This window comes from Streptomyces sp. NPDC019224, from assembly GCF_040632605.1.
GTDB lineage: Bacteria > Actinomycetota > Actinomycetes > Streptomycetales > Streptomycetaceae > Streptomyces.
Window position 1 is genome coordinate 56870 of sequence record NZ_JBEYCF010000025.1, and the last position, 19407, is coordinate 76276.

At 68.6% G+C, this 19407-nt stretch carries 15 protein-coding genes and 2 pseudogenes; 10 read left to right on the forward strand and 7 right to left on the reverse strand.

Translation table 11 applies throughout. The features are described 5' to 3' along the window. The first annotated feature begins 99 nt into the window (after positions 1-99). Positions 100-1557 carry an endo-1,4-beta-xylanase gene (locus tag ABZ564_RS18050; protein ID WP_360856889.1) on the forward strand — a complete coding sequence of 486 codons (1458 nt, stop codon included), beginning with the start codon at positions 100-102 and terminating at the stop codon, positions 1555-1557. Positions 1558-2054: 497 nt separating this feature from the next. Here ABZ564_RS18050 and ABZ564_RS18055 read toward each other — a convergent pair whose 3' ends face one another. Next, a complete protein-coding gene (locus ABZ564_RS18055) occupies positions 2055-2501 on the reverse strand; it encodes a helix-turn-helix domain-containing protein (protein ID WP_360856998.1) in 447 nt (148 codons plus the stop codon). 138 nt (positions 2502-2639) lie between these two features. Between ABZ564_RS18055 and ABZ564_RS18060 the strand changes: the two genes are divergently transcribed. Together ABZ564_RS18060 and ABZ564_RS18065 are read left to right on the forward strand one after the other, a co-directional pair. After that, positions 2640-3512 (forward strand): aldo/keto reductase family oxidoreductase, encoded by an 873-nt coding sequence (locus tag ABZ564_RS18060; RefSeq protein ID WP_360856893.1) that lies wholly within the window; start codon positions 2640-2642, stop codon positions 3510-3512. 485 nt (positions 3513-3997) lie between these two features. After that, positions 3998-4806, forward strand: a protein-coding gene (locus ABZ564_RS18065; protein ID WP_360856896.1) for an IS5 family transposase whose coding sequence is annotated in 2 segments (ribosomal slippage) — positions 3998-4342 and positions 4345-4806 — 807 coding nt in all. Because the reading frame shifts where the segments join, the coding sequence is not laid out codon by codon here. A 20-nt stretch (positions 4807-4826) separates the two neighbouring features. Here the strand turns inward: ABZ564_RS18065 and ABZ564_RS18070 are convergent. Next, a pseudogene (locus ABZ564_RS18070) lies at positions 4827-5057 on the reverse strand (IS1380 family transposase); the annotation flags it as partial. A 77-nt stretch (positions 5058-5134) separates the two neighbouring features. Further along, complete coding sequence (locus ABZ564_RS18075) at positions 5135-6385, reverse strand: sensor domain-containing protein (protein WP_360856897.1); 1251 nt, start codon at positions 6383-6385, stop codon at positions 5135-5137. Between the two features lie 212 nt (positions 6386-6597). On the opposite strand from ABZ564_RS18075, the gene ABZ564_RS18080 reads away from it, so the two are divergent. The 5 genes from ABZ564_RS18080 (at position 6598) to ABZ564_RS18100 (ending at position 13675) form a co-directional block, all read left to right on the forward strand. Continuing rightward, positions 6598-6852, forward strand: coding sequence for a hypothetical protein (locus ABZ564_RS18080; protein ID WP_360856900.1), 255 nt, complete (start codon positions 6598-6600; stop codon positions 6850-6852). Beyond that, positions 6849-7601: an ABC transporter ATP-binding protein gene (locus tag ABZ564_RS18085; protein WP_360856903.1), complete on the forward strand. Its 753-nt coding sequence runs from the start codon at positions 6849-6851 to the stop codon at positions 7599-7601. The genes ABZ564_RS18080 and ABZ564_RS18085 overlap by 4 nt, the downstream gene beginning before the upstream one ends. A gap of 3 nt (positions 7602-7604) precedes the next feature. Further along, complete coding sequence (locus ABZ564_RS18090; protein ID WP_360856906.1) at positions 7605-10139, forward strand: FtsX-like permease family protein; 2535 nt, start codon at positions 7605-7607, stop codon at positions 10137-10139. A 183-nt stretch (positions 10140-10322) separates the two neighbouring features. Continuing rightward, complete coding sequence (locus ABZ564_RS18095) at positions 10323-11111, forward strand: ABC transporter ATP-binding protein (protein ID WP_360856909.1); 789 nt, start codon at positions 10323-10325, stop codon at positions 11109-11111. Beyond that, positions 11108-13675, forward strand: a complete 2568-nt coding sequence (locus tag ABZ564_RS18100) for an FtsX-like permease family protein (RefSeq protein ID WP_360856912.1) — start codon at positions 11108-11110, stop codon at positions 13673-13675. The genes ABZ564_RS18095 and ABZ564_RS18100 overlap by 4 nt, the downstream gene beginning before the upstream one ends. A gap of 138 nt (positions 13676-13813) precedes the next feature. Here the strand turns inward: ABZ564_RS18100 and ABZ564_RS18105 are convergent, their stop codons facing one another. Further along, positions 13814-14320 carry a GNAT family N-acetyltransferase gene (locus tag ABZ564_RS18105; RefSeq protein WP_360856915.1) on the reverse strand — a complete coding sequence of 169 codons (507 nt, stop codon included), beginning with the start codon at positions 14318-14320 and terminating at the stop codon, positions 13814-13816. A gap of 266 nt (positions 14321-14586) precedes the next feature. Between ABZ564_RS18105 and ABZ564_RS18110 the strand changes: the two genes are divergently transcribed. After that, complete coding sequence (locus ABZ564_RS18110; RefSeq protein ID WP_360856918.1) at positions 14587-15246, forward strand: response regulator transcription factor; 660 nt, start codon at positions 14587-14589, stop codon at positions 15244-15246. Between the two features lie 265 nt (positions 15247-15511). Here ABZ564_RS18110 and ABZ564_RS18115 read toward each other — a convergent pair whose 3' ends face one another. Continuing rightward, the gene (locus tag ABZ564_RS18115; protein ID WP_360856921.1) at positions 15512-16399 is read right to left on the reverse strand and encodes an IS3 family transposase; all 888 of its coding nucleotides are present in this window, start codon (positions 16397-16399) and stop codon (positions 15512-15514) included. Continuing rightward, positions 16396-16695, reverse strand: coding sequence for a transposase (locus ABZ564_RS18120; protein WP_360856924.1), 300 nt, complete (start codon positions 16693-16695; stop codon positions 16396-16398). The genes ABZ564_RS18115 and ABZ564_RS18120 overlap by 4 nt, the downstream gene beginning before the upstream one ends. Before the next feature lie 502 nt (positions 16696-17197). On the opposite strand from ABZ564_RS18120, the gene ABZ564_RS18125 reads away from it, so the two are divergent. Further along, positions 17198-18334: a tyrosine-type recombinase/integrase gene (locus ABZ564_RS18125; protein WP_360856927.1), complete on the forward strand. Its 1137-nt coding sequence runs from the start codon at positions 17198-17200 to the stop codon at positions 18332-18334. Between the two features lie 529 nt (positions 18335-18863). Here the strand turns inward: ABZ564_RS18125 and ABZ564_RS18130 are convergent. After that, positions 18864-19217: pseudogene (locus ABZ564_RS18130) on the reverse strand (hypothetical protein); the annotation flags it as partial. Positions 19218-19407 lie beyond the last annotated feature (190 nt).

Below are 19407 nucleotides of genomic sequence, written 5' to 3' on the forward strand. Positions count from 1 at the left end.
ACGAGCCACGGTCAAAGCCCCAATCATCCGTGTCGGGTGGGCCACGCAAGTCCGCCGGGCTTCGGTCCTTCCGTGATTTCCTACTCTGGAGGCACAGTCATGGGCTCCTACGCCCTTTCGAGATCCGCGCTCAGCCGGCCGCTCCGCGCGCTGCTGCCGGCGCTGCTCGTCGGTGTCCTGGGCGCGTCCGCCGCGCTGGTCGCACCGTCGAGCGCACAGGCCGCCGAGACCACGCTCGGCGCCGCGGCGGCGCAGAGCGGCCGCTACTTCGGCACCGCCATCGCCTCGGGCAAGCTCGGCGACTCGGCGTACACGTCGATCGCCGGCCGCGAGTTCAACATGGTGACGGCCGAGAACGAGATGAAGATCGACGCGACCGAGCCGCAGCGGGGCCAGTTCAACTTCACCGCCGGCGACCGCGTCTACAACTGGGCGGTGCAGAACGGCAAGAAGGTACGCGGTCACACCCTGGCCTGGTACTCCCAGCAGCCCGGCTGGATGCAGAGCCTGAGCGGCAGCTCGCTGCGCCAGGCGATGATCGACCACATCAACGGCGTCATGGGCCACTACAAGGGCAAGATCGCCCAGTGGGACGTCGTGAACGAGGCGTTCGCCGACGGCAATTCGGGCGGCCGCCGCGACTCCAATCTGCAGCGCACCGGCAACGACTGGATCGAGGTCGCCTTCCGCACCGCGCGCGCCGCCGACCCGGCCGCCAAGCTCTGCTACAACGACTACAACATCGAGAACTGGAACTGGGCCAAGACCCAGGGCGTGTACAACATGGTCCGGGACTTCAAGTCGCGCGGCGTTCCGATCGACTGCGTCGGCTTCCAGTCGCACTTCAACAGCGGCAGCCCCTACGACAGCAACTTCCGGACCACCCTGCAGAGCTTCGCCGCCCTCGGCGTCGACGTGGCCATCACCGAACTCGACATCCAGGGCGCGTCGGCCACGACCTACGCCAATGTGACCAACGACTGTCTGGCCGTCTCGCGCTGCCTCGGCATCACCGTCTGGGGGGTGCGCGACAGCGACTCCTGGCGATCGGGGGACACGCCGCTGCTGTTCAACAACGACGGCAGCAAGAAGGCGGCGTACACCTCCGTCCTGAACGCCCTCAACGGCGGCGCGTCCACCGACCCCGGCGACGGTGACGGTGGCGAAGAGGGCGGGCAGAGCGGACAGCTCAAGGGCGTCGGGTCCGGCCGTTGCGTGGACGTTCCCGGCTCCAGCACGTCGGACGGCACGGCGGTCCAGCTGTACGACTGCAACAACGCCACCAACCAGAAGTGGGAGCACACCGCCGCCGGTGAGCTGCGCGTCTACGGCAACAAGTGCCTGGACGCCGCCGGTACCGGCAACGGCGCCAAGGTCCAGATCTACAGCTGCTGGGGCGGCGACAACCAGAAATGGCGCCTCAACTCCGACGGCTCCATCGTCGGCGTCCAGTCCGGCCTCTGCCTCGACGCCGTCGGGACCGGCACCGCCAACGGCACCCCGATCCAGCTCTACACCTGCTCGAACGGAAGCAACCAGCGCTGGACCCGCGCCTGAGGAAACTGCCGCAGAGAGGCCTGAACCGATGACGAACCGGTTCGCGGCCCTCCCGGCCCCTTCATGAAGGCGTTGCCGGCGTTCCGGGTCGCCGCCACTGTGGCGGCGACCCTCGCCATGGCCGGGACCCCCGCGCCGCGGACAGCGCACCTCGATCCGGTGCCCCGCCGGCCTCAACCGCTCCGGTCTCCTCGCGGGGCGGGCTCTTCTCGAGCTCGGACACGAGCCGGCTGCGGCCATCGCCCTCATCCGGCAGCGGAGGTCTCCCTGGGCCCTCGGTCAGCTCTTGGTCACGACCGACGACAACACCGAACGCCCGCGCACGGAAGCCGCGTTCGCCGGCCGCCGCCCGAAGAGAGGGAAGCGCCGTCACCACAGCAGCCACGCCAAGATCCGCTGCCTCGGCGAGCAGGCCACGGCCGCTCTCGAGGGGGCTCTTCGCAGTTGAGGGTGCAGCGCCGAGAACACAGAGCTGTGGGACGGTTGGATGTGAGTCGTCAGGAGGTGCGAGCGCCCTGGTTCTCGTGGTTCTCGCGGTTTGCGAGGACCTCGGCCATGTGTGTCTGCGCCCAGTTCCTGAGCCCGCGCGTCATGTGGTGGAGCGAGCGGCCGAGGTCGGTCAGCTCGTAGGAGACGGTGACGGGGACGGTGGGCGTCACGGTGCGGGTGAGCAGACCATCGTGCTCCAGCGATCGTAGCGTCTGGGTCAGCATCTTCTGGCTGGCTCCGGCCAGAAGGCGAGAGATCTCGGAGTAACGCATCGCCTTCGGAGCGTCTGCGGGTGCTGCACCGGGCCGGCCGGGGCTGTGATCGCCGCCCAGCGCACACAGGATCAGGACGACCCATTTGTCCGAGATTCGGTCGAGCAGCTGCCTGCTGGGGCATCCCGCCAGGAACGCGTTGTACTCCACCTTGGCCTGAGCCCTCTTCTGGGCCGCCGTCATCGTCACTGATCGCACCTCTCACGGATGGGTGAGTTACGCACTTCCAAGTGCCTACTTCCCGACAGGAAGTTTCTCTCCAATGCTGAGGCGGGGAGGCAGCAGGCGCCACCCCCCGAATGCACGACGAAAGGCAACAGGATGAGCACACCCTCCCTCCCTCTTCCCGGCGGCACCTGGACTCTGGGTGACCTGTCAGTCACCCGGTTCGGGTACGGCGCCATGCAACTGGCGGGCCCGTGGGTCATGGGGCCGCCCGCCGATCGTGAGGGTGCCCTGGCCGTTCTGCGTGAAGCGGCCGATCTCGGTATCACCCATATCGACACCAGCGACGCCTACGGGCCTCGGGTCACCAACGAGTTGATCCGCGAGGCACTGCACCCCTATCCCGAGTCGCTGCACATCGTGACCAAGGTGGGCGCGACCCGCGACGAACAGGGCGGCTGGCCCACCGCCCGGCGACCCGAAGATCTGCGCCGCCAGGTCCACGACAACCTCGAGTCCCTCCGGCTCGACGTACTCGACCTGGTCAACCTTCGACTCGGCAACGCCGAAGGTCCCCGGCCCGGCTCGCTCGCCGAGTCGTTCGAGACGCTCGTGGAACTCCAGCAGCAGGGCCTGATCCGCCACCTCGGGGTCAGCAACGCCACCGAGGAGCAGGTCACCGAGGCGCAGGGCATCGCGCCGATCGTGTGTGTGCAGAACATGTACAACCTCGCCCACCGCCACGACGACAAGCTCATCGACCGGCTCGCCGCCGACGGCGTCGCGTACGTGCCCTTCTTCCCCCTCGGGGGCTTTACCCCGCTTCAGTCCTCGGCGCTCTCGGCGGTCGCCGCCGGGTTGAAGGTGACCCAGATGTCCGTCGCACTGGCCTGGCTGCTGCAGCGATCACCGAACATCCTGCTCATCCCCGGCACGTCATCGACAGCGCACCTGCGCGAGAACATCGCCGGCGCGGGACTCTCCCTCTCTCATGAGGACTTGTCCGAGCTGGACGACATCGGCCGCTGAACGGCCCACGAGCCACGGTCGGAGCCACCGTTCGAGTTCCGGCCCCGGTCACCTCCGCGCGACCGGGGCCATCAAAGAACGGCTCGAACACCTCCGCGACTCCGCCCTCGGATTCCGCGGCCTCGCCCACTGCATCGCCAGATCCCTGATGGAAACCGGCGGCTTCAGGCCACGACTGCACCCTGGATTGCGAAGAGCCCGATAAAGCTTCCGGATGCGTGTGCTGGGGTGTACGTCGCCGGGCGTGCTGCGTAGGATTGCGGGTCGCCGTTATGGAGGCGGGAGTGAGCGAAGTTCTCTCGGTGTTATCTGATGGCGCATCAGGAAAGTCGGCAAGTGGTCGGCATGAGTCCTGAAAAACCCTGGGGAATGCTGCCCGGGCACGCGACTCTCTGTAGGCTGGGGAGCCAGCCCTTGACCTGCAAAAACGCAGGCAGGGAGCCTAAGAAGCCATCTCATTTGGGCGATTCGGTATTCTGTGCGTCATGGTGGGGATCGTTGAGCGGCTGGTGCCGGACGAGTTGTGGGAGTTGTTCCAGCGGGTGGTGCCGGAGGCGCCGTCGAGGCCGCAAGGCGGCGGTCGGCGTCGGCACGGCGACCGGGAGGTGCTGGCCGCGATCGTGTTCGTGGCCACGTCGGGTTGTACCTGGCAGCAGCTGCCTTCGGCGTCGTTCGGCCCGTCCGGAGCGACCGCCCACCGGCGGTTCTCGGAGTGGTCGAAGGCCAGGGTGTGGGCCAAGCTCCACCGCCTCGTCCTCGACGAACTCGGCGCCCGCGGCGAGCTGGACTGGTCAAGGTGCGCGATCGACTCGGTGAACATGCGGGCCCTGAAAAGGGGGACCTGACAGGTCCGAATCCTGTCGACCGGGGCAAGTACGGCTCGAAGATCCACCTGATCACCGAGCGGACCGGTCTGCCCATATCCGTCGCGATCTCCGGCGCCAACGTCCACGACAGCCAAGCCCTGATCCCGCTCGTAAAGGGCATACCACCGATCCGCTCCCGCCGAGGTCCCCGCCGACGCCGGCCCGGCAAGCTCCACGCCGACAAGGGCTACGACTACCGCCACCTGCGGCAATGGCTAGCCGGGCGCGGGATCCGGCACCGCATCGCCCGCAAAGGCATCGAGACCTCGCAGCGACTCGGCCGACACCGCTGGACCATCGAACGCACCATGTCCTGGCTTGCCGGCTGCCGACGACTCCACCGCCGCTACGAATGCAAGGCCGACCACTTCCTGGCCTTCACCAGCATCGCCTGCACCCTCATCTGCTATCGCAGGCTCGCCAAATGAGATGAGTTCTTAGGCAAGGGGCCCTCGCGGATCTCGCCGCCGGGCTCGGTGGCGGGCGTCCATGCGGAGGAGGGGACGGTGAGGACAGCTTCGTGAAGGGCATCGATGACGGCCCTGCCGACGGAGTACGACAACCAGCGGCCACGCTGGGGGAGCCGGGCGGTGAACTCGTGGGTGCCGCTCACGGAGTCGATGCGGATCAGGGTTCGGCGTCCGCGCCGGTATCTCTTCAGCAGCTGGGCCAGGGCGAGATGCCGACCACAAGGAACAGGGCAGCATGATCCGCCGCTGCATCATCTGGCGAAACTGCCCCGCCAACGACCAGCGTCTACGTCCCACAGGGGAGGTCCACCTGCAGGGTGGTCGGACCGCCGGACGGACTGGTCACACGGAAAGTGCCGTCGTGAGCCGCGACTCGGTGACGAATGCCGCCGAGTCCCGAACCGCCGCCCTCCTCGGCGCCGCCACGGCCATTGTCCTCGATCAGCAGCCGCAGTCGGCCACCGCGCCCGCGGACGGTGACGGTGGCCCGCGTGGCGCCGCTGTGCTTGGCGATGTTGGTCAACGCCTCGGCCACGACGAAGTAGGCGGTCGTTTCGACGGAGGCCGCGCATCGTTCGGGAATGTCGTCGTCGATGCTGCAGGGCACCGGGCTGTCCGCGGCCAGCCCGGAGAGAGCCCCTGCCAGCCCCCGGTCGGCCAGCACCGGTGGCAGGATGCCGCGCACCACCGTACGCAACTCGGCCAGGGCCCCTTCCGCGGCCGACTGAGCGCGTTCGAGGAGTTCGTCGGCGGCGACCGGATCACGGGCCGCCATACGACGGGCCGCCCCGAGCAGCACCGTGACCGACACCAGTCGGTTCTGGGCGCCGTCGTGCAGGGAGCGTTCGATGCGCCGCAGCTCGGTTGCGTGGGCATCCAGGGCTCCCGCACGGGTAGCGGTGAGTTCAGCGACGCGCAGCGACAGGTCGGTGTCCGGGCCGGCCGCAAGCAGTGTGCGCCCCGGGGCCGCCTGTAGCCGGGCCATGGCAGGCGACAGGCCCAGGACGATGGCGATCCAGCCCAGGCCCAGCAGCCCTACGGCGATGGCGTCCGGCCAGGACTGGGCGGATCCGAGTCCTATCGACGTGCTGCTCGCGCCTTCGGGTACGAGGCGCCAGTAGAGGGGGAAGGTGCCGTCCCGGACGGCGAAGACAGGGAGCCAGAGGCCAAGCAGCCCGAGGAAGAAGCCCAGGGTGGCGTGCCGGATCAGCCAGCGCAGTTCGCGCCGGGTGGTGGGGTCGACGAGGGCGGCTCGCAGCCGTGTTGGCGGCGGATTGGGAGCGATGACCTCAAGGCCCCAGCGGGTGAGGCGTTCGCGTTCCCGTGCGGCCAGGGCGTGCAGGGATCGCAGTGCGGCGGGCGCGATCAGGAGCCCCACACCGATCGGTGCGGTCACGGCGACCAGGGCGAAGAGCACCAGGAGACCCAGCGCCAGGCCCGCCGTGCCGAGCCCGCCGGCGAGTTGTCCGGTTGCGGCGCCGGCGGCGCGCACGGTTCGTACAGCGACGTCCTTCACGGATGTGGTCGGGGTCGCCATCCGTCCTCCCTGGGTCGTTCCGCGCTGCTCCGCCGCGGTCGACCCTATGCCGCCGACCGGCCTGCCGGCCTTGGCGGGGCCCGAAAGTACAGCCTGCTGTACCCCGTTTCGGGCGGCTCGCGGGATCGGCCGAGGGGGGTCCGGCTTCCTAGCATCGAAAGCGGCTCAGAACACGACGACGATGCCCCAGACGAGCCCCGGAGGACCCCCTCATGACGCAGCAGGACCAGTACCGCCTGAGTAGCCCCACGGCCCACGGCCCGGGCCGCCGAGCACACGACCCCGGCGGAGCCAACAGCGTGGACGCCGTTCGTACGCTGCTGTGGGCGGCGATCGTGCTCAGCGCGGTCGTGAACATGCTGGCCTCCTACAGCGCTGCCGACACCTGGGTGCTTCTCGTCTGCGGCGGGGTCAGCGTGCTCGCCGCCGCCATCCTGGTCGTGCGTGCCGTGCGAGGGCGTCGATGAGAACCGCCGTCGCCGTGGCCACCGGCCAAAAGGCACCCGCCATCGCGCTGGCGCACGTCGCCAAGACCTACGCCGGAGGCGTACGGGCTCTGGACGACGTGTCACTGACGGTGGAGCACGGCACGTTCCTCGCGGTGATGGGGCCCTCGGGATCCGGCAAGAGCACCCTGATGCACTGCGCCGCCGGACTGGACTTCCCGACCTCGGGCAGTATCCGCATCGACGGGCAGGAGATCGCGCAACTGAACGAGACCCGGCGCACCGAACTGCGCCGTGAGCGCGTCGGTTTCGTGTTCCAGGCCTACAACCTGATCCCTTCGCTCAGCATCGAGGACAACATCACGCTGCCGCTGCGACTGGCCGGCCGACGCCCGGACCGGGACTGGCTACGGACGCTGACGGAACGGGTCGGCCTCACCGACCGGCTCGCCCATCGTCCCGCGGAACTCTCCGGCGGCCAGCAGCAGCGGGCGGCTGTCGTCCGCGCCCTGGCCGCACAGCCGGCCGTCGTATTCGCGGACGAGCCGACCGGCGCACTCGACCTGCGCAGCGCTCAGCAGGTCCTGGATCTGCTGCGCGCGCTTGTCGACGAACTGCACCAGACAGTGGTGATGGTCACCCACGACCCGGCCGCCGCGGCCCACGCGCACCGCGCACTGGTGATGGCCGACGGCCGGGTGGTCGAGGCCCTCGATCGGCCATCCGCCTCGCGACTGGCCGAGCGTCTCGTGGCGTTGGGGGAGCGGTAGACCATGCTGCACCTAGCCTGGCGCATGGCCGCCCACCGCATCACCGCGCTGATCGCAGTGGCGTGTGCGGTCCTGGGCGGCGCTGTGATGATCACCGGGACCGGTGTGCTGGCCGAGTCCGGACTGCGCTCCCACCTGCCACCCGGCCGGCTCGGCGGTGCGGACATGGTGGTCGCCGCCGACCAGGAATACCACAGGAGCGGTGATCTGCCGATCGCGCTGTCCGAGCGCGCCGCGATTCCGGCGTCGCTCGTGAACCAGCTGGCGGCACTGCCCGATGTCACCGATGCGGTCGGCGACATCGGTTTCCCGGCCGCGCTGCTCGACGCGCGCGGTCAGGTCATGCCGCCTGCCGAGGACCCGCGAGTAGCGGGACACGGATGGTCCTCGGTAAAACTGCTGGCGCGGCCGCGCGTCCAGGGCCATCCGCCGGTAGGCGCGGACGAGATTGCCGTAGCTGCCGGAACGGGGGCCAAGGTCGGTGAACGGATCCGGGTCGTGGCCAACGGCCGGCCGGCCGCTCGCTACCGGGTCTCGGCAGTGGTCGACGCACCCGGCGCCGGCGTGTACTTCGCGGACACAACGGCCCTGCGGCTCGCCGGTCGGGACACGGGGGCACGTGCCAGGACCGTCGACCTGATCGGGTTGCGAGTCGCACCGGGCGATGAGCAGCAGGTCGCTGCGAGGGTCCGTGACCGACTGGCTGCTACCGCTACCGCTACCGGGTGGAAAGTCACCACGGGCACCGAGCGGGGTGAGGCGGTAGCGCCCGGCGTAGGTTCGGCACGCTCCCTCCTCATCCTCATAGCCGGCTCGCTCGGTGGGATCGTGCTGCTGATCACCGGGTTCGTGGTCGCCGGCGCCCTGGGGGTGACGATCGCCGGGCAGCGCCGCGACCTGGCATTGATGCGGGCCGTCGGTGCGACGCCGAAGCAGATCCGACACCTGGCCGCCGCACAGTCAACCGTCGTCGCAGCCGTGACCCTGGTGCCGGGAGTGGCCCTCGGCTATCTACTGGCGGGCCAGTTCCGGCAGATCCTGGCCGACCGCGGCGTACTGCCGGAGGCACTCCCCCTCACCATCGGCCCGATCCCCGCGCTGGCTACGCTGCTCCTGGTAGGAGCTGCCGTTCAACTGTCGGCGCGGTGCGCAGCCTGGCGTACGTCCCGCATGCCGGCCACCGAAGCGGTCGCCGAGTCCCGAAGCGAACCGCGCCGTCTCTCGCCGACACGCACCCTCTTCGGTGCCCTGCTGATCCTCGCCGCAAGCGTGCTGTCAGCGGCGCCACTGCTGTCCCGGACCGTCGTGGGAGCCTCCGCCACGTCCATGGCGGGCATCATCGCCGCGATCGGCCTGGCCCTCTGTGGCCCGGCGCTGGTGAAGCACGCCGGTGAGGCGATCGTCCGACGGCTGCGGCCCGGGGTGGCGGCACCGACATGGCTTGCCATGTCCAACGTGCGAGCCTATTCGCAGCGACTGTCGGGAGTCGTCACCCCGCTCGCCATGGGCGTCGTGTTCGTCCTGACGTACGCGCTCACGCAGACCACGGTGCTGGCCGCCACGTCCGACGACACCCGCGCCGGCACCCTCGCCCAGTACGAGGTCACCGCGCCGGGCTTGGGCGGGCTGCCCACGAACACCGTTTCCGGGCTGCGAAAGGTGCCGGGGGTGCGGGCGGCGGTACCGGTCGGTACGACCCCGGTGGTGTGGGAGTACCGGCAGTTCGGCGAGACTACGCCCGAGCAAGCCTCGGCTATGGTCCTCACGCCCGACGCGGGTGATGTCCTCGACCTCAAGGTCCGCAAGGGCGCTCTCGGGCGGCTCACAGGATCCACGATCGCCGTCAGCGACGAGGCGGCCAGCACACAAGGCGCCGGGCTCGGGAAACATGCGCGTCTGGTTCTCGGCGACGGCTCGCGCGTCGAGGCCGAGGTGGTCGCGGTGTACGAGCGGAGCCTGGGGTTCGGGCCGGTGATCCTTTCCCGCGACCTGGCAGACGGACACACCACAACAGACCTCGACCAGCGCGTCCTCGTTCGCACGGACGGCACGCCCGCCACCGCCCAGCGTCTCACCGCGCTTGCCGCCAGTCGCTCTGGCCTGGCCCTGGCGACCACGGCGCAGGGCGGGGGCAAGGACACGCCGCCCGAGGTGTGGATCAACCTGGCCGTCATCGTGGTGCTGCTCGGCTACCTGCTCCTGAGCATCGCCAACAAACTGGTCGCCGCCACCGCCCAGCGTCGGGCGGAGATCGCTGCCCTGCGCCTGGTCGGCACGACACCCCGGCAGATCCGCGCGATGATGCGCCGCGAGGCTGCGGTGATCGCGGCGGCTGGACTCGCCTCCGGACTGCTCTTGTCGGCATTGCCCCTCAGCCTGCTGGGTCAGGGCTACCTCGGCCACCCCTGGCCGGCGGGCCCGGCCTGGTTGCTGCCGGCCGTAGTGGTGACGGTCGCAGTGACGTCCTTCCTCACGGTCGAACTGCCCACCCGACACGCTTTGCGCACACCACCCGCGGACGCACTGCGCACCGCGTGAGCCGTCCATAGCGGAGGTGAGGGGCGCGAGCTCATGTTCGTGCCCCCCGCAACGGCACCCCTTCGCTCCTGCCCGCAGGGGGCGGCGTGCCGGCCCGGCGCCTGGCCGAGGCGTCGCCATCGTGCACAAGCAACCACGTCCCATCATCGCCGCCTTACCGATGATCTATTGAGGAGACATGGCATGACATCACCTATAACCATTCCCAGGCACGGGGACGCTGGAGGGCGTACGGCCGTTGCCGCACGGGCGCGGCAGGTCGTGAAGGCGTACGGATCCGGAGAGACCCGCGTCGTCGCCCTGGACCACGTCGACGTGGACATCGCGCGGGGCCGCTTCACCGCGATCATGGGCCCCTCGGGGTCCGGCAAGTCCACGCTGATGCACTGCCTCGCCGGGCTCGACACCGTCACCTCCGGGCAGATCCACCTGGACGAGACGGAGATCACCGGGCTCAAGGACAAGAAGCTCACCCAACTGCGGCGGGACCGGATCGGCTTCATCTTCCAGGCGTTCAACCTGCTGCCGACGCTGAACGCGATGGAGAACATAACGCTGCCGATGGACATCGCGGGCCGCAAACCTGACCAGGACTGGCTGCGCCAGGTCGTTGAGACGGTCGGGCTCGCCGACCGCCTCAAGCACCGGCCCACCCAGCTCTCCGGCGGCCAGCAGCAGCGCGTCGCCGTGGCCCGCGCCCTGGCCGCCCGGCCCGAGATCATCTTCGGGGACGAGCCGACCGGAAACCTCGACTCCCGGGCCGGCGCCGAGGTACTGGGCTTCCTGCGCCGTTCCGTGAACGACCTCGGCCAGACCATCGTGATGGTCACCCACGACCCGGTGGCCGCCTCGTACGCCGACCGTGTGCTGTACCTCGCGGACGGCCGGATCGTCGACGAGATGCACCAGCCGACCGCCGAGCAGGTCCTCGACCGCATGAAGGACTTCGACTCCCGCGGGCGTACGGCATGATCGTCCTGAAGACCTCGCTGCGTAACTTCCTCGCCCACAAGGGGCGCATGGCACTGTCCGCCGTGGCCGTCCTGCTGTCGGTGGCTTTCGTCTGCGGCACTCTGGTGTTCACCGACACCATGAACACGACGTTCGACAAACTCTTCGCGACCACCGCGGCCGACGTCACGGTCTCCCCGAAGCCCGCCAAGGCCGACGACACCCCGCAGAACGGCAGGCCCGAGTCGCTGCCCGCCGCCGCCGTCGAACAACTGCGACAGGCGCAGGGTGTCAAGTTCGCGGAAGGGGTGGTGAGTTCGACAAACGTGACTGTTGTCGACAGCGACAACAAGGACATGGGGTCGAGCACCGGCGCTCCGACGACTGCGAGTAACTGGACGCAGCACGATCTGCGTTCGATGGAGATCACCTCGGGCCACGCCCCGCGCGGGCCCACCGAGGCCATGGTCGACGCCGACACCGCCGGCAAGCACCATCTGAAGATGGGCGACGAACTGCGCACCATCGCGGTCACCGGCGACTTCAAGGCCCGCATCGTCGGCATCGCCGCCTTCAAGATCACCAACCCCGGCACCGTCGTCGTGTACTTCGACACCACCACCGCACAGCGCGAACTGCTGGGGTCCAAGGATCGGTTCACGCAGATCAACGTCACGGCCGAGTTCGGCGTGAGTGACACGCAGCTCAAGCAGAACGTGTCCGAGGAACTGACCGGGGCGAGGTTCAAGGTCCAGACGCAGAAGGAGTTCGCGGACGAGAACCGCGACAGCGTCGGCGGCTTCATGGGCGTCATCAAGTACGCCATGCTCGGCTTCGCCGGCATCGCCTTCCTCGTCGGTATCTTCCTCATCATCAACACCTTCTCGATGCTGGTCGCCCAGCGCACCCGCGAGATCGGCCTGATGCGGGCGATCGGCTCGTCCCGCAAGCAGGTCAACCGCTCCGTGCTCATCGAGGCGCTACTGCTCGGTGTGGGGGGCTCGATCCTCGGCGTCGCCGCGGGTGTCGGCATCGCCGTCGGCCTGATGAAGCTCATGTCGTCCATGGGCATGAGCCTCTCCACCTCCGATCTGACCGTGAAGACCACGACCCCGGGGATCGGCCTGGCCCTCGGCGTCGTCGTCACCGTCCTCGCCGCCTACCTGCCGGCCCGCCGCGCCGGCAAGGTCTCCCCGATGGCCGCCCTCCGGGACGCCGGCACACCGGCCGACACCCGGGCCGGCCGGATCCGCGCTGTAATCGGCCTGCTCCTCACCGGGGCCGGCGCCGCGGCCCTCTTCACGGCAGCCGGGGCGGACAAGGCCGGCGACGGCTCGCTGGTGCTCGGCGCCGGCATCGTCCTCACCCTCATCGGCTTCGTCATCGTCGGCCCGCTCCTCGCCGGTGGCGTTGTCCGGGTGATCAGCGCCGTCCTGCTGCGGATGTTCGGCCCCGTCGGCCGGCTCGCCGAACGCAACGCCCTGCGCAACCCGCGCCGCACCGGCGCCACCGCAGCGGCCCTGATGATCGGCCTTGCCCTCGTCGCCTGCCTGTCCGTGGTCGGCTCCTCCATGGTGGCCTCGGCGACCGACGAGCTCGACAAGTCCGTCGGCGCCGACTTCATCGTCCAGGGCCAGCAGCAAATCGTTCCGCAGGCCGAGAAGGCCATCAAGGACACACCGGGCCTCGAGCACGTCACCAGGTTGAAGATGGTCAAGGCGAAGCTGACCTCGCCCGACGGCAGGACCGAGGACAGCGACCTCGCTGCCGCCGACCCGACGTACGCGCAAGACCTACGGCGCGAGACGACCGCGGGTGAGCTGTCCGCGGCGTACGGCAAGAACGCGATGTCGGTGGGCTCCGACTACGCCAAGCAACATGGCGTCAAGATCGGCGACAGGATGACCGTTGCGTTCAAGGGCGGACAGACCGCGAAGCTGAAGGTCGCGGCCATCACCAACGACGACGTGGCCGTCGACCAGGGCTCGCGTTACATCAGCATCACCACGATGGAGCAGTACGTCCCGGCCGACAAGGTCCCACCGAACGACATCATGTTCGCCACCGCCGAGGACGGCCGGGAGAGGACGGCATACGCGGCGCTGAAGAATTCCCTGGACGTGTACCCGCAGTACCAGGTCCGTGACCAGACCGACTACAAGCAGAAGGTGAAGGACCAGGTCAGCCAGCTCCTGAACATCGTCTACGGGCTGCTGGCCCTCGCGATCATCGTTGCGGTCCTGGGCGTTGTGAACACCCTGGCCCTCTCGGTCGTCGAGCGGACCCGCGAGATCGGCCTGATGCGCGCCATCGGTCTCTCCCGCCGCCAGCTGCGCCGCATGATCCGCCTGGAGTCGGTCGTCATCGCCCTCTTCGGCGCCCTCCTCGGCCTCGGTCTCGGCATGGGCTGGGGCGCCACCGCACACAAGCTTCTCGCCTTGGAGGGGATGAAGGTTCTCGACATCCCCTGGCTGACCATCGGCGGAGTCTTCATCGGCTCGGCCGTCGTGGGCTTGCTCGCGGCGCTGGTGCCGGCATTCAGGGCGGCCAGGCTGAACGTACTGAACGCCATCGCGACGGAGTAGCCGCCGCCGACTCAGCGGGGGTGCGGGCGGCCCGGTGCCCGGCGGGCCTTCGGGCTCGGCCGGCACCGGGCCGTTTGTCGCTTACCTGGGGCGCCGGTGAATGAGCGACGCCGGCAGCGCCCGGCCGAAGAGGCCGGCCTACGCGGGGTCGTCGGGCACCCTGAGCTGCAGTGCGGGGAAGCGGGGGGCCGTGAAACCCAGGTCCTGGTAGAGCGCCTGGCCGCGCGAGGTGGCGTTGAGGTTGACGACCCGTACCGGCGTCTCCGTGCCGAACCAGGTAAGCAGCGCCTCGAGACAGGCCCGCGCGTGGCCGCGGCGCCGGGCCCGGGGGTCGGTGCTGACGTTCTGGACATGGCCGTGCAACCCCGTGGGGTTGGTGGGGCCGGGGGCGTGGTGGTCGCAGGAGCCGACGGCGCTGCTGACAACCCCGAGCAGCGGATCCTCGACGACGAAGGCGGCGAACTCGTCCTTGTCGGCGAGCCGACGGGCGAACCAACGCATGGCGGTCTCGCGCCAAGCCGCGTCGGCCGGGCCCACGGGCATCCCCATGTCCTGGAGCATCAGCGCACGTAGGACGACCAGGACTGGGGCGTCGCCGGGGCCCGCGCGTCGCACGACGGAGGAGGCGGGTGTGTCAGTGCTCATGCCGGTATTATCGCCTGGGCGGTAGCGGGCCCGGGAGACAATGCCGTCCACCGGAGCCACACCACGTACGACCTCACCGGCGCGCCGGGCCGGGTCGCGAGGACCACCAAATGCGGCGTTTCCGGACGGGCTTGGGCGAGCACTGTCGTCGGCTACACCCCTGACGCCTGCCGTTCCGGCGTGGGGCACAGCGTGGCGGCGCACGGCGGTACGCTCCCCGTGGGCAGCGCACCAGGCGGGCTGAGTACCTTGGAAGTGGAACTCTCATGCGGATCGTGATTGCCGAAGATGACGCGTTGCTGCGTGAGGGACTGGCGCTGCTTCTACGAGCAGAGTCCCTTGACGTCGTCGCCACTGCTGACACGCCCGAAGGGGTACTGGCAGCCATCGACGAGCACCAACCCGACATCGCCATCCTCGACGTACGGATGCCACCCACCCACACGGACGAAGGCATCCGCGCTGCCGTTGAAGCCCGGCGCCGGCGTCCCGGGTTGGCGGTGCTCGTCCTGTCCGCGTACGTGGAGCAGACCTTCGCCACCGAACTCCTCACCGGCGGAGTCGCGGGGCTGGGTTACCTGTTGAAGGAACGGGTCGGACGCGTAGGGGAGTTCCTCGATGCCCTGCACCGCGTTGTGGCCGGCGGCACCGCCATCGACCCCGAAGTCGTTGCTCAGTTGTTCAGCCGGTACCCGCAGGACGCCCGCCTGAAAAGGCTGAGCCCTCGCGAACGCAGCGTACTTGGACTGATGGCCGAGGGACTTGGCAACAGTGCCATCGCTCGCCAGCTCGTCGTCACTGAGGGAGCAGTACACAAACACATTCGCAGCATCTTCGCCAAACTCGACCTGTCACCGACCGATCATGTCGATCGGCGCGTGGCAGCTGTCCTGCGCTACCTGGAGGATGGCCGCCGCCATCACTGAGCGGCGCAGTCGCGGCGCAGTCCGTCCGTGCAACGCATCAACCTGAGGGCTGTCCGGCAAGCTCTGCCCCGTCGCGGTAGTTCAGCACGCGCACTCGCGGCGTTGGCCAACAGCCGTGGGAGGTGCGGGTGGCCTCGGAGGCGAGGTCCTGTGCGAAGCCGACCAGGACGGCCAAGCCGGGGAGGCAGGCGACCTGACAGCCCGTGTCCCGGGCGACGGCCAGGGGCAGGGCTGAAGTTTCGCCGTGATCTCGGACACTCGATGGTTATGCCGCGAGGGCGTGCTGATGCCGTTGCCGGGTCTCGGCCGGGGTGAGATAGCCGAAGGTCTTGTGCTTGCGCAGGCGGCGGCGGTTGTAGAAGGTCTCGATGAAGGTGAAGACCTCCGCGCGGGCGGTGGCGCGGTCGGGCCAGGTGCGGGTGCCGATCTCTTCTTTGAGCAGGGCCCAGAAGCTCTCCGCGGCGGCGTTGTCGAAACATGACCCGGTCCGTCCGCAGCTCTGCCGCAGCCCGAACTTCCCTATTCGTTCCCGGAACTGGGCCGATGTGTATTCGCTGCCGCGATCGCTGTGGATCACGCAGCCCGGCTCCAGGTTCCCCCGGCCATGGGCCATGTCCAGGGCGTCGACGACGAGCTCGGCACGGTGGTGATCGGCCATGGCGTAGCCGACGACCTCGCGGGTGGCCAGGTCCAGCCAGCAGGCGAGGTAGAACCAGCCCTCGGCCGTCGGGAGATAGGTGATGTCGCCGACCAGCCGGGTGCCGGGACGCTCGGCGTGGAAGTCGCGGCCGATCAGGTCCGGGGCCGGCTTCGCCTTCGCATCCGGCCGGGTCAGCGAGCGGCGCTTGCGCCGCGTGACGCCGCGTATGTCGCGCTCGCGCATCACGCGGGCGACGCGTTTGCGGTTCACCCGCCGGCCCAGGCGACGCAGTTCGGCGTGGATGCGCGGGACCCCGTAGGTGCGGCGGGAGGCGATGTGCAGCACGGTGATCTCGTGGGCGAGCGCGTCGTCGGCAGCCTGCCGGGCCCGGCGGGCGGTCTCGCCCTCGCGCCAGGCGTAGTAGGAGGAGCGGGCGACCTTCAGCACCCGGCACAGCAGAACGACCGGGTAGTTCGCCTTCTCCGCGTGGATCAACCGGTACAGCTCGCTCACCGGTCGTTCTCCTTCACGAAGAAGGCCGTCGCTTTTTTCGGGATCTCGATCGTCTGCTGCTGTTCGCGGACCTCCTTGCGCAGCCGCTTGAGCTCCTCGCGCTCGGCGCTGGTCAGCTCGCCCGGGGCGGCCTCGCCCCGGTCGGCCTTGACCCAGCGGTACCAGCCGCGCAGGGACTCCGAGCTGATACCGAGCTCCCGGGCCACCGCGGTGACTGTCTTGCCCGAGGAATCGACGAGCGCGATCGCGTCACGCTTGAACTCCTCGGTGTACCGCTTCGTGTACTTGCTTCCCACCTGGTGCTACTTCCTCTGGAACCTCAAGGTCCCAGTCTCCAGGTGCCCACGATCAAGGGGAAGCTTCAGCGGAGTGGTCTCCCGCATGCGTGACGGCTCATCAGGAAAGTCAGCATCCGGTCAGCATGAGTCGCCGGGCGTTGCTGGAGGATTGCCTGAAAAGGCACCGCTGACGACGCAAAATCCCAGGTGGGGGCCGTATCACCTCACCGGAGCGATGTTCCTCACAAACATCGTTAGGCGCGTGCCGGTGTACAGTCGAGACCGCCCTTGACCTGCACAAAGCAGGCAGGGAGCCGTCTCGGAGGAGTCCAAAATGCTGCGTACTCTGTTCAAGTCCAAGATCTGACTATTTGGCGTCGCCGCAGGTCAGGGGCATCATGTGCCCCCCTCAGGTCAGCAAACGGTCAGCATGCGTCCCGGACGTGTCCCCGCTTGCTGACCATCGACCTACAGCGCGGCGCCTGAGCACGGTTCTTGGGCTGGAACGGATGGTTCATCGATGGCCCGACAGCTCGCCCGCGGCATGGGCTCTTTCTTCAAGGACTGCGGCTGCGCCAAGCCCACCCGCTGCCCTCACCCGTACTCGATCCGTTTCCGCGACGCGCTCGGCAAGCAGCGCGAGGAGTCCGGCTACGCCTCGCAGGACGACGCGGTCGAACGCCTCACGCAGCTGTATGCGGAGAAGAAGACCACGGCACCGTCGGTGGCGGCGGCCCGACGTGAGCTGGGTCAGCTGACGGTCGAGGAGTACGCCAAGCAGTGGCGTCCCCGGCAGCGCAGGATGACGGACTACTCCACGGGGGAGCACGTCGACAGTTCGATCAACGTGCACATCGTTCCGCGCCTGGGATCGCGGAAGCTGAATACGGTTACACCGATCGTGGTCGAGCGGTTCCTGGACGAGATGGAAAGTGATGGGGTCGGCCGAGGAAATCAGGTGAACGTCTTCCGGGTCCTGAAGACGATCCTGCGGGACGCCTTTGGTAAGGGGGCCATGGCGGACGACCCGGTGAAGGGCGTGCAGGAACCGGAATACGTACGCGAACGGGTTGCCATCCCGTCCCTCGCTTACGTGACGAAAGCGCTGAGCATAGCCGGTGAGGATCTGGCCCTGGAGATCGTCATGATGGCGGGCTGCGGCCTGCGAAACGGTGAGGCGCGGGCGGTGAACGTCAACAACGTCGTCGCTCAGGACGTGTACCGGGTACGGGAGCAGATCCATTCCAACACGCTGAAGCCGGCAAAGCTGAAGCACCGCAAGGTGGGGGAGTTCCGCGAGGTCCCGCTACCTCGGTCGGTGCGGGAGGCGATCGAGCGGTATGCGGAGAAGCACGGCACCACGCATGACGGCTACCTCCTGCGCGGCCCGGGCAAGTACTTCACCGAGGCCATGGAGCGACGGCGGGTGAAGAAGCTCTTCGCGGACCTCCCGCCGGAGGACGGCGTGGGAATGTACGGGTTCCGGCACTACTTCGCCTCGAATGCGCTGGGGAACGGCATTCCCATCACCGACGTCGCGGAGTGGATGGGTCACAAGTCCATCGAGGAGACGTACCGTACGTACCGGCACCTGATGCCGGGCAGCATCACCAAGGCCGCCCGCATCCTGGACGCTGGCCTCTGGGAAGCCGCATGATTCCCGGCTTCGGGGAGCACAGCAGGTTCTTCGTCTGCTGGTGGTACACGACCTCACCCGCCTTTGACCTGCGACTACGGGTGGCGTTGCCCGACGCCAATCCGAATGGGTCCGCACCTGGTCCGGATCTTGGTAGGTGGTGCCAGCGGGGAGCCGCGGTACGGCATGGCACAGGCCGTGGAGAGGGTCCACGGGCGTCCAGTTGATCCAGGGTGAGCGCGTAGGCCCAGCTCAGGACCTTGTAAAGTGAGTGCGTCCGCGGGTTGGTCATCGAGCCGCTGCTGCCGAAGGTCGAGTGCCGGGCCCGGTTCCCCGGCTCGCGACGTCCGGTACGGCACCTCGCTGTGTCGTCGCATCACCTGAGTACCTCCCGTACGCGGACGGCGCTCCGCCTTGCGATGCATTCCTGCCGCTCGGACCTCGGACGCCGGTGATCTGGCCGGTCGCCCTGTGCCGGAGATCCTGCCATCGCAGCGGACACCGCACCCCAACGGAAATGCAGGCCGTGAGGCCGGGGCCGGGGAGTCACTCAGCGATGGACGGTGAGGGCGGCTAGGCCCGCTGGTCCGCCGAAGGCGATTGCCGGGTCGGTGGTGTCCGGCATGCTGCCGTCGGGTAGGACACAGAGGGACATGAGGGACGTGCCAGTGACCACCCGCATGAGTTCTTCCCCGGTCCACGGGTTCCAGAGGCGCACGGTGGTGTCACTGGAGCCCGCGGTGGCGAGGAGCGGCTGTGGCGAGGCGGGTGTGGGCGGCAGAACGCCGATGGCGGAGACCGGGCCATTGTGCCCCTCGAGTACGGGGTACGCCTTCCTCCGAGGAGCTCCTGGGGACCAGAGCCGGACGCAGCCGTCGCTTCCGCCGGTGGCCAGCAGAGAACTGCCGTCCTCCGCGGGGCAAAGCCCAGGTCAGTAGTGTCAGCAACCAAGGATCGGGTGCCAAACATTTCCTAGCCTTCACGAGCATCGCCTGCACCCTCATCTGCCACTGCTGGCTCGCTCAGTGAGACGAGCATCGAAGTTTGCTCTTACTCACGGCTACTGAGGTTGAACTCGTTAGCCCCTGGAAGTT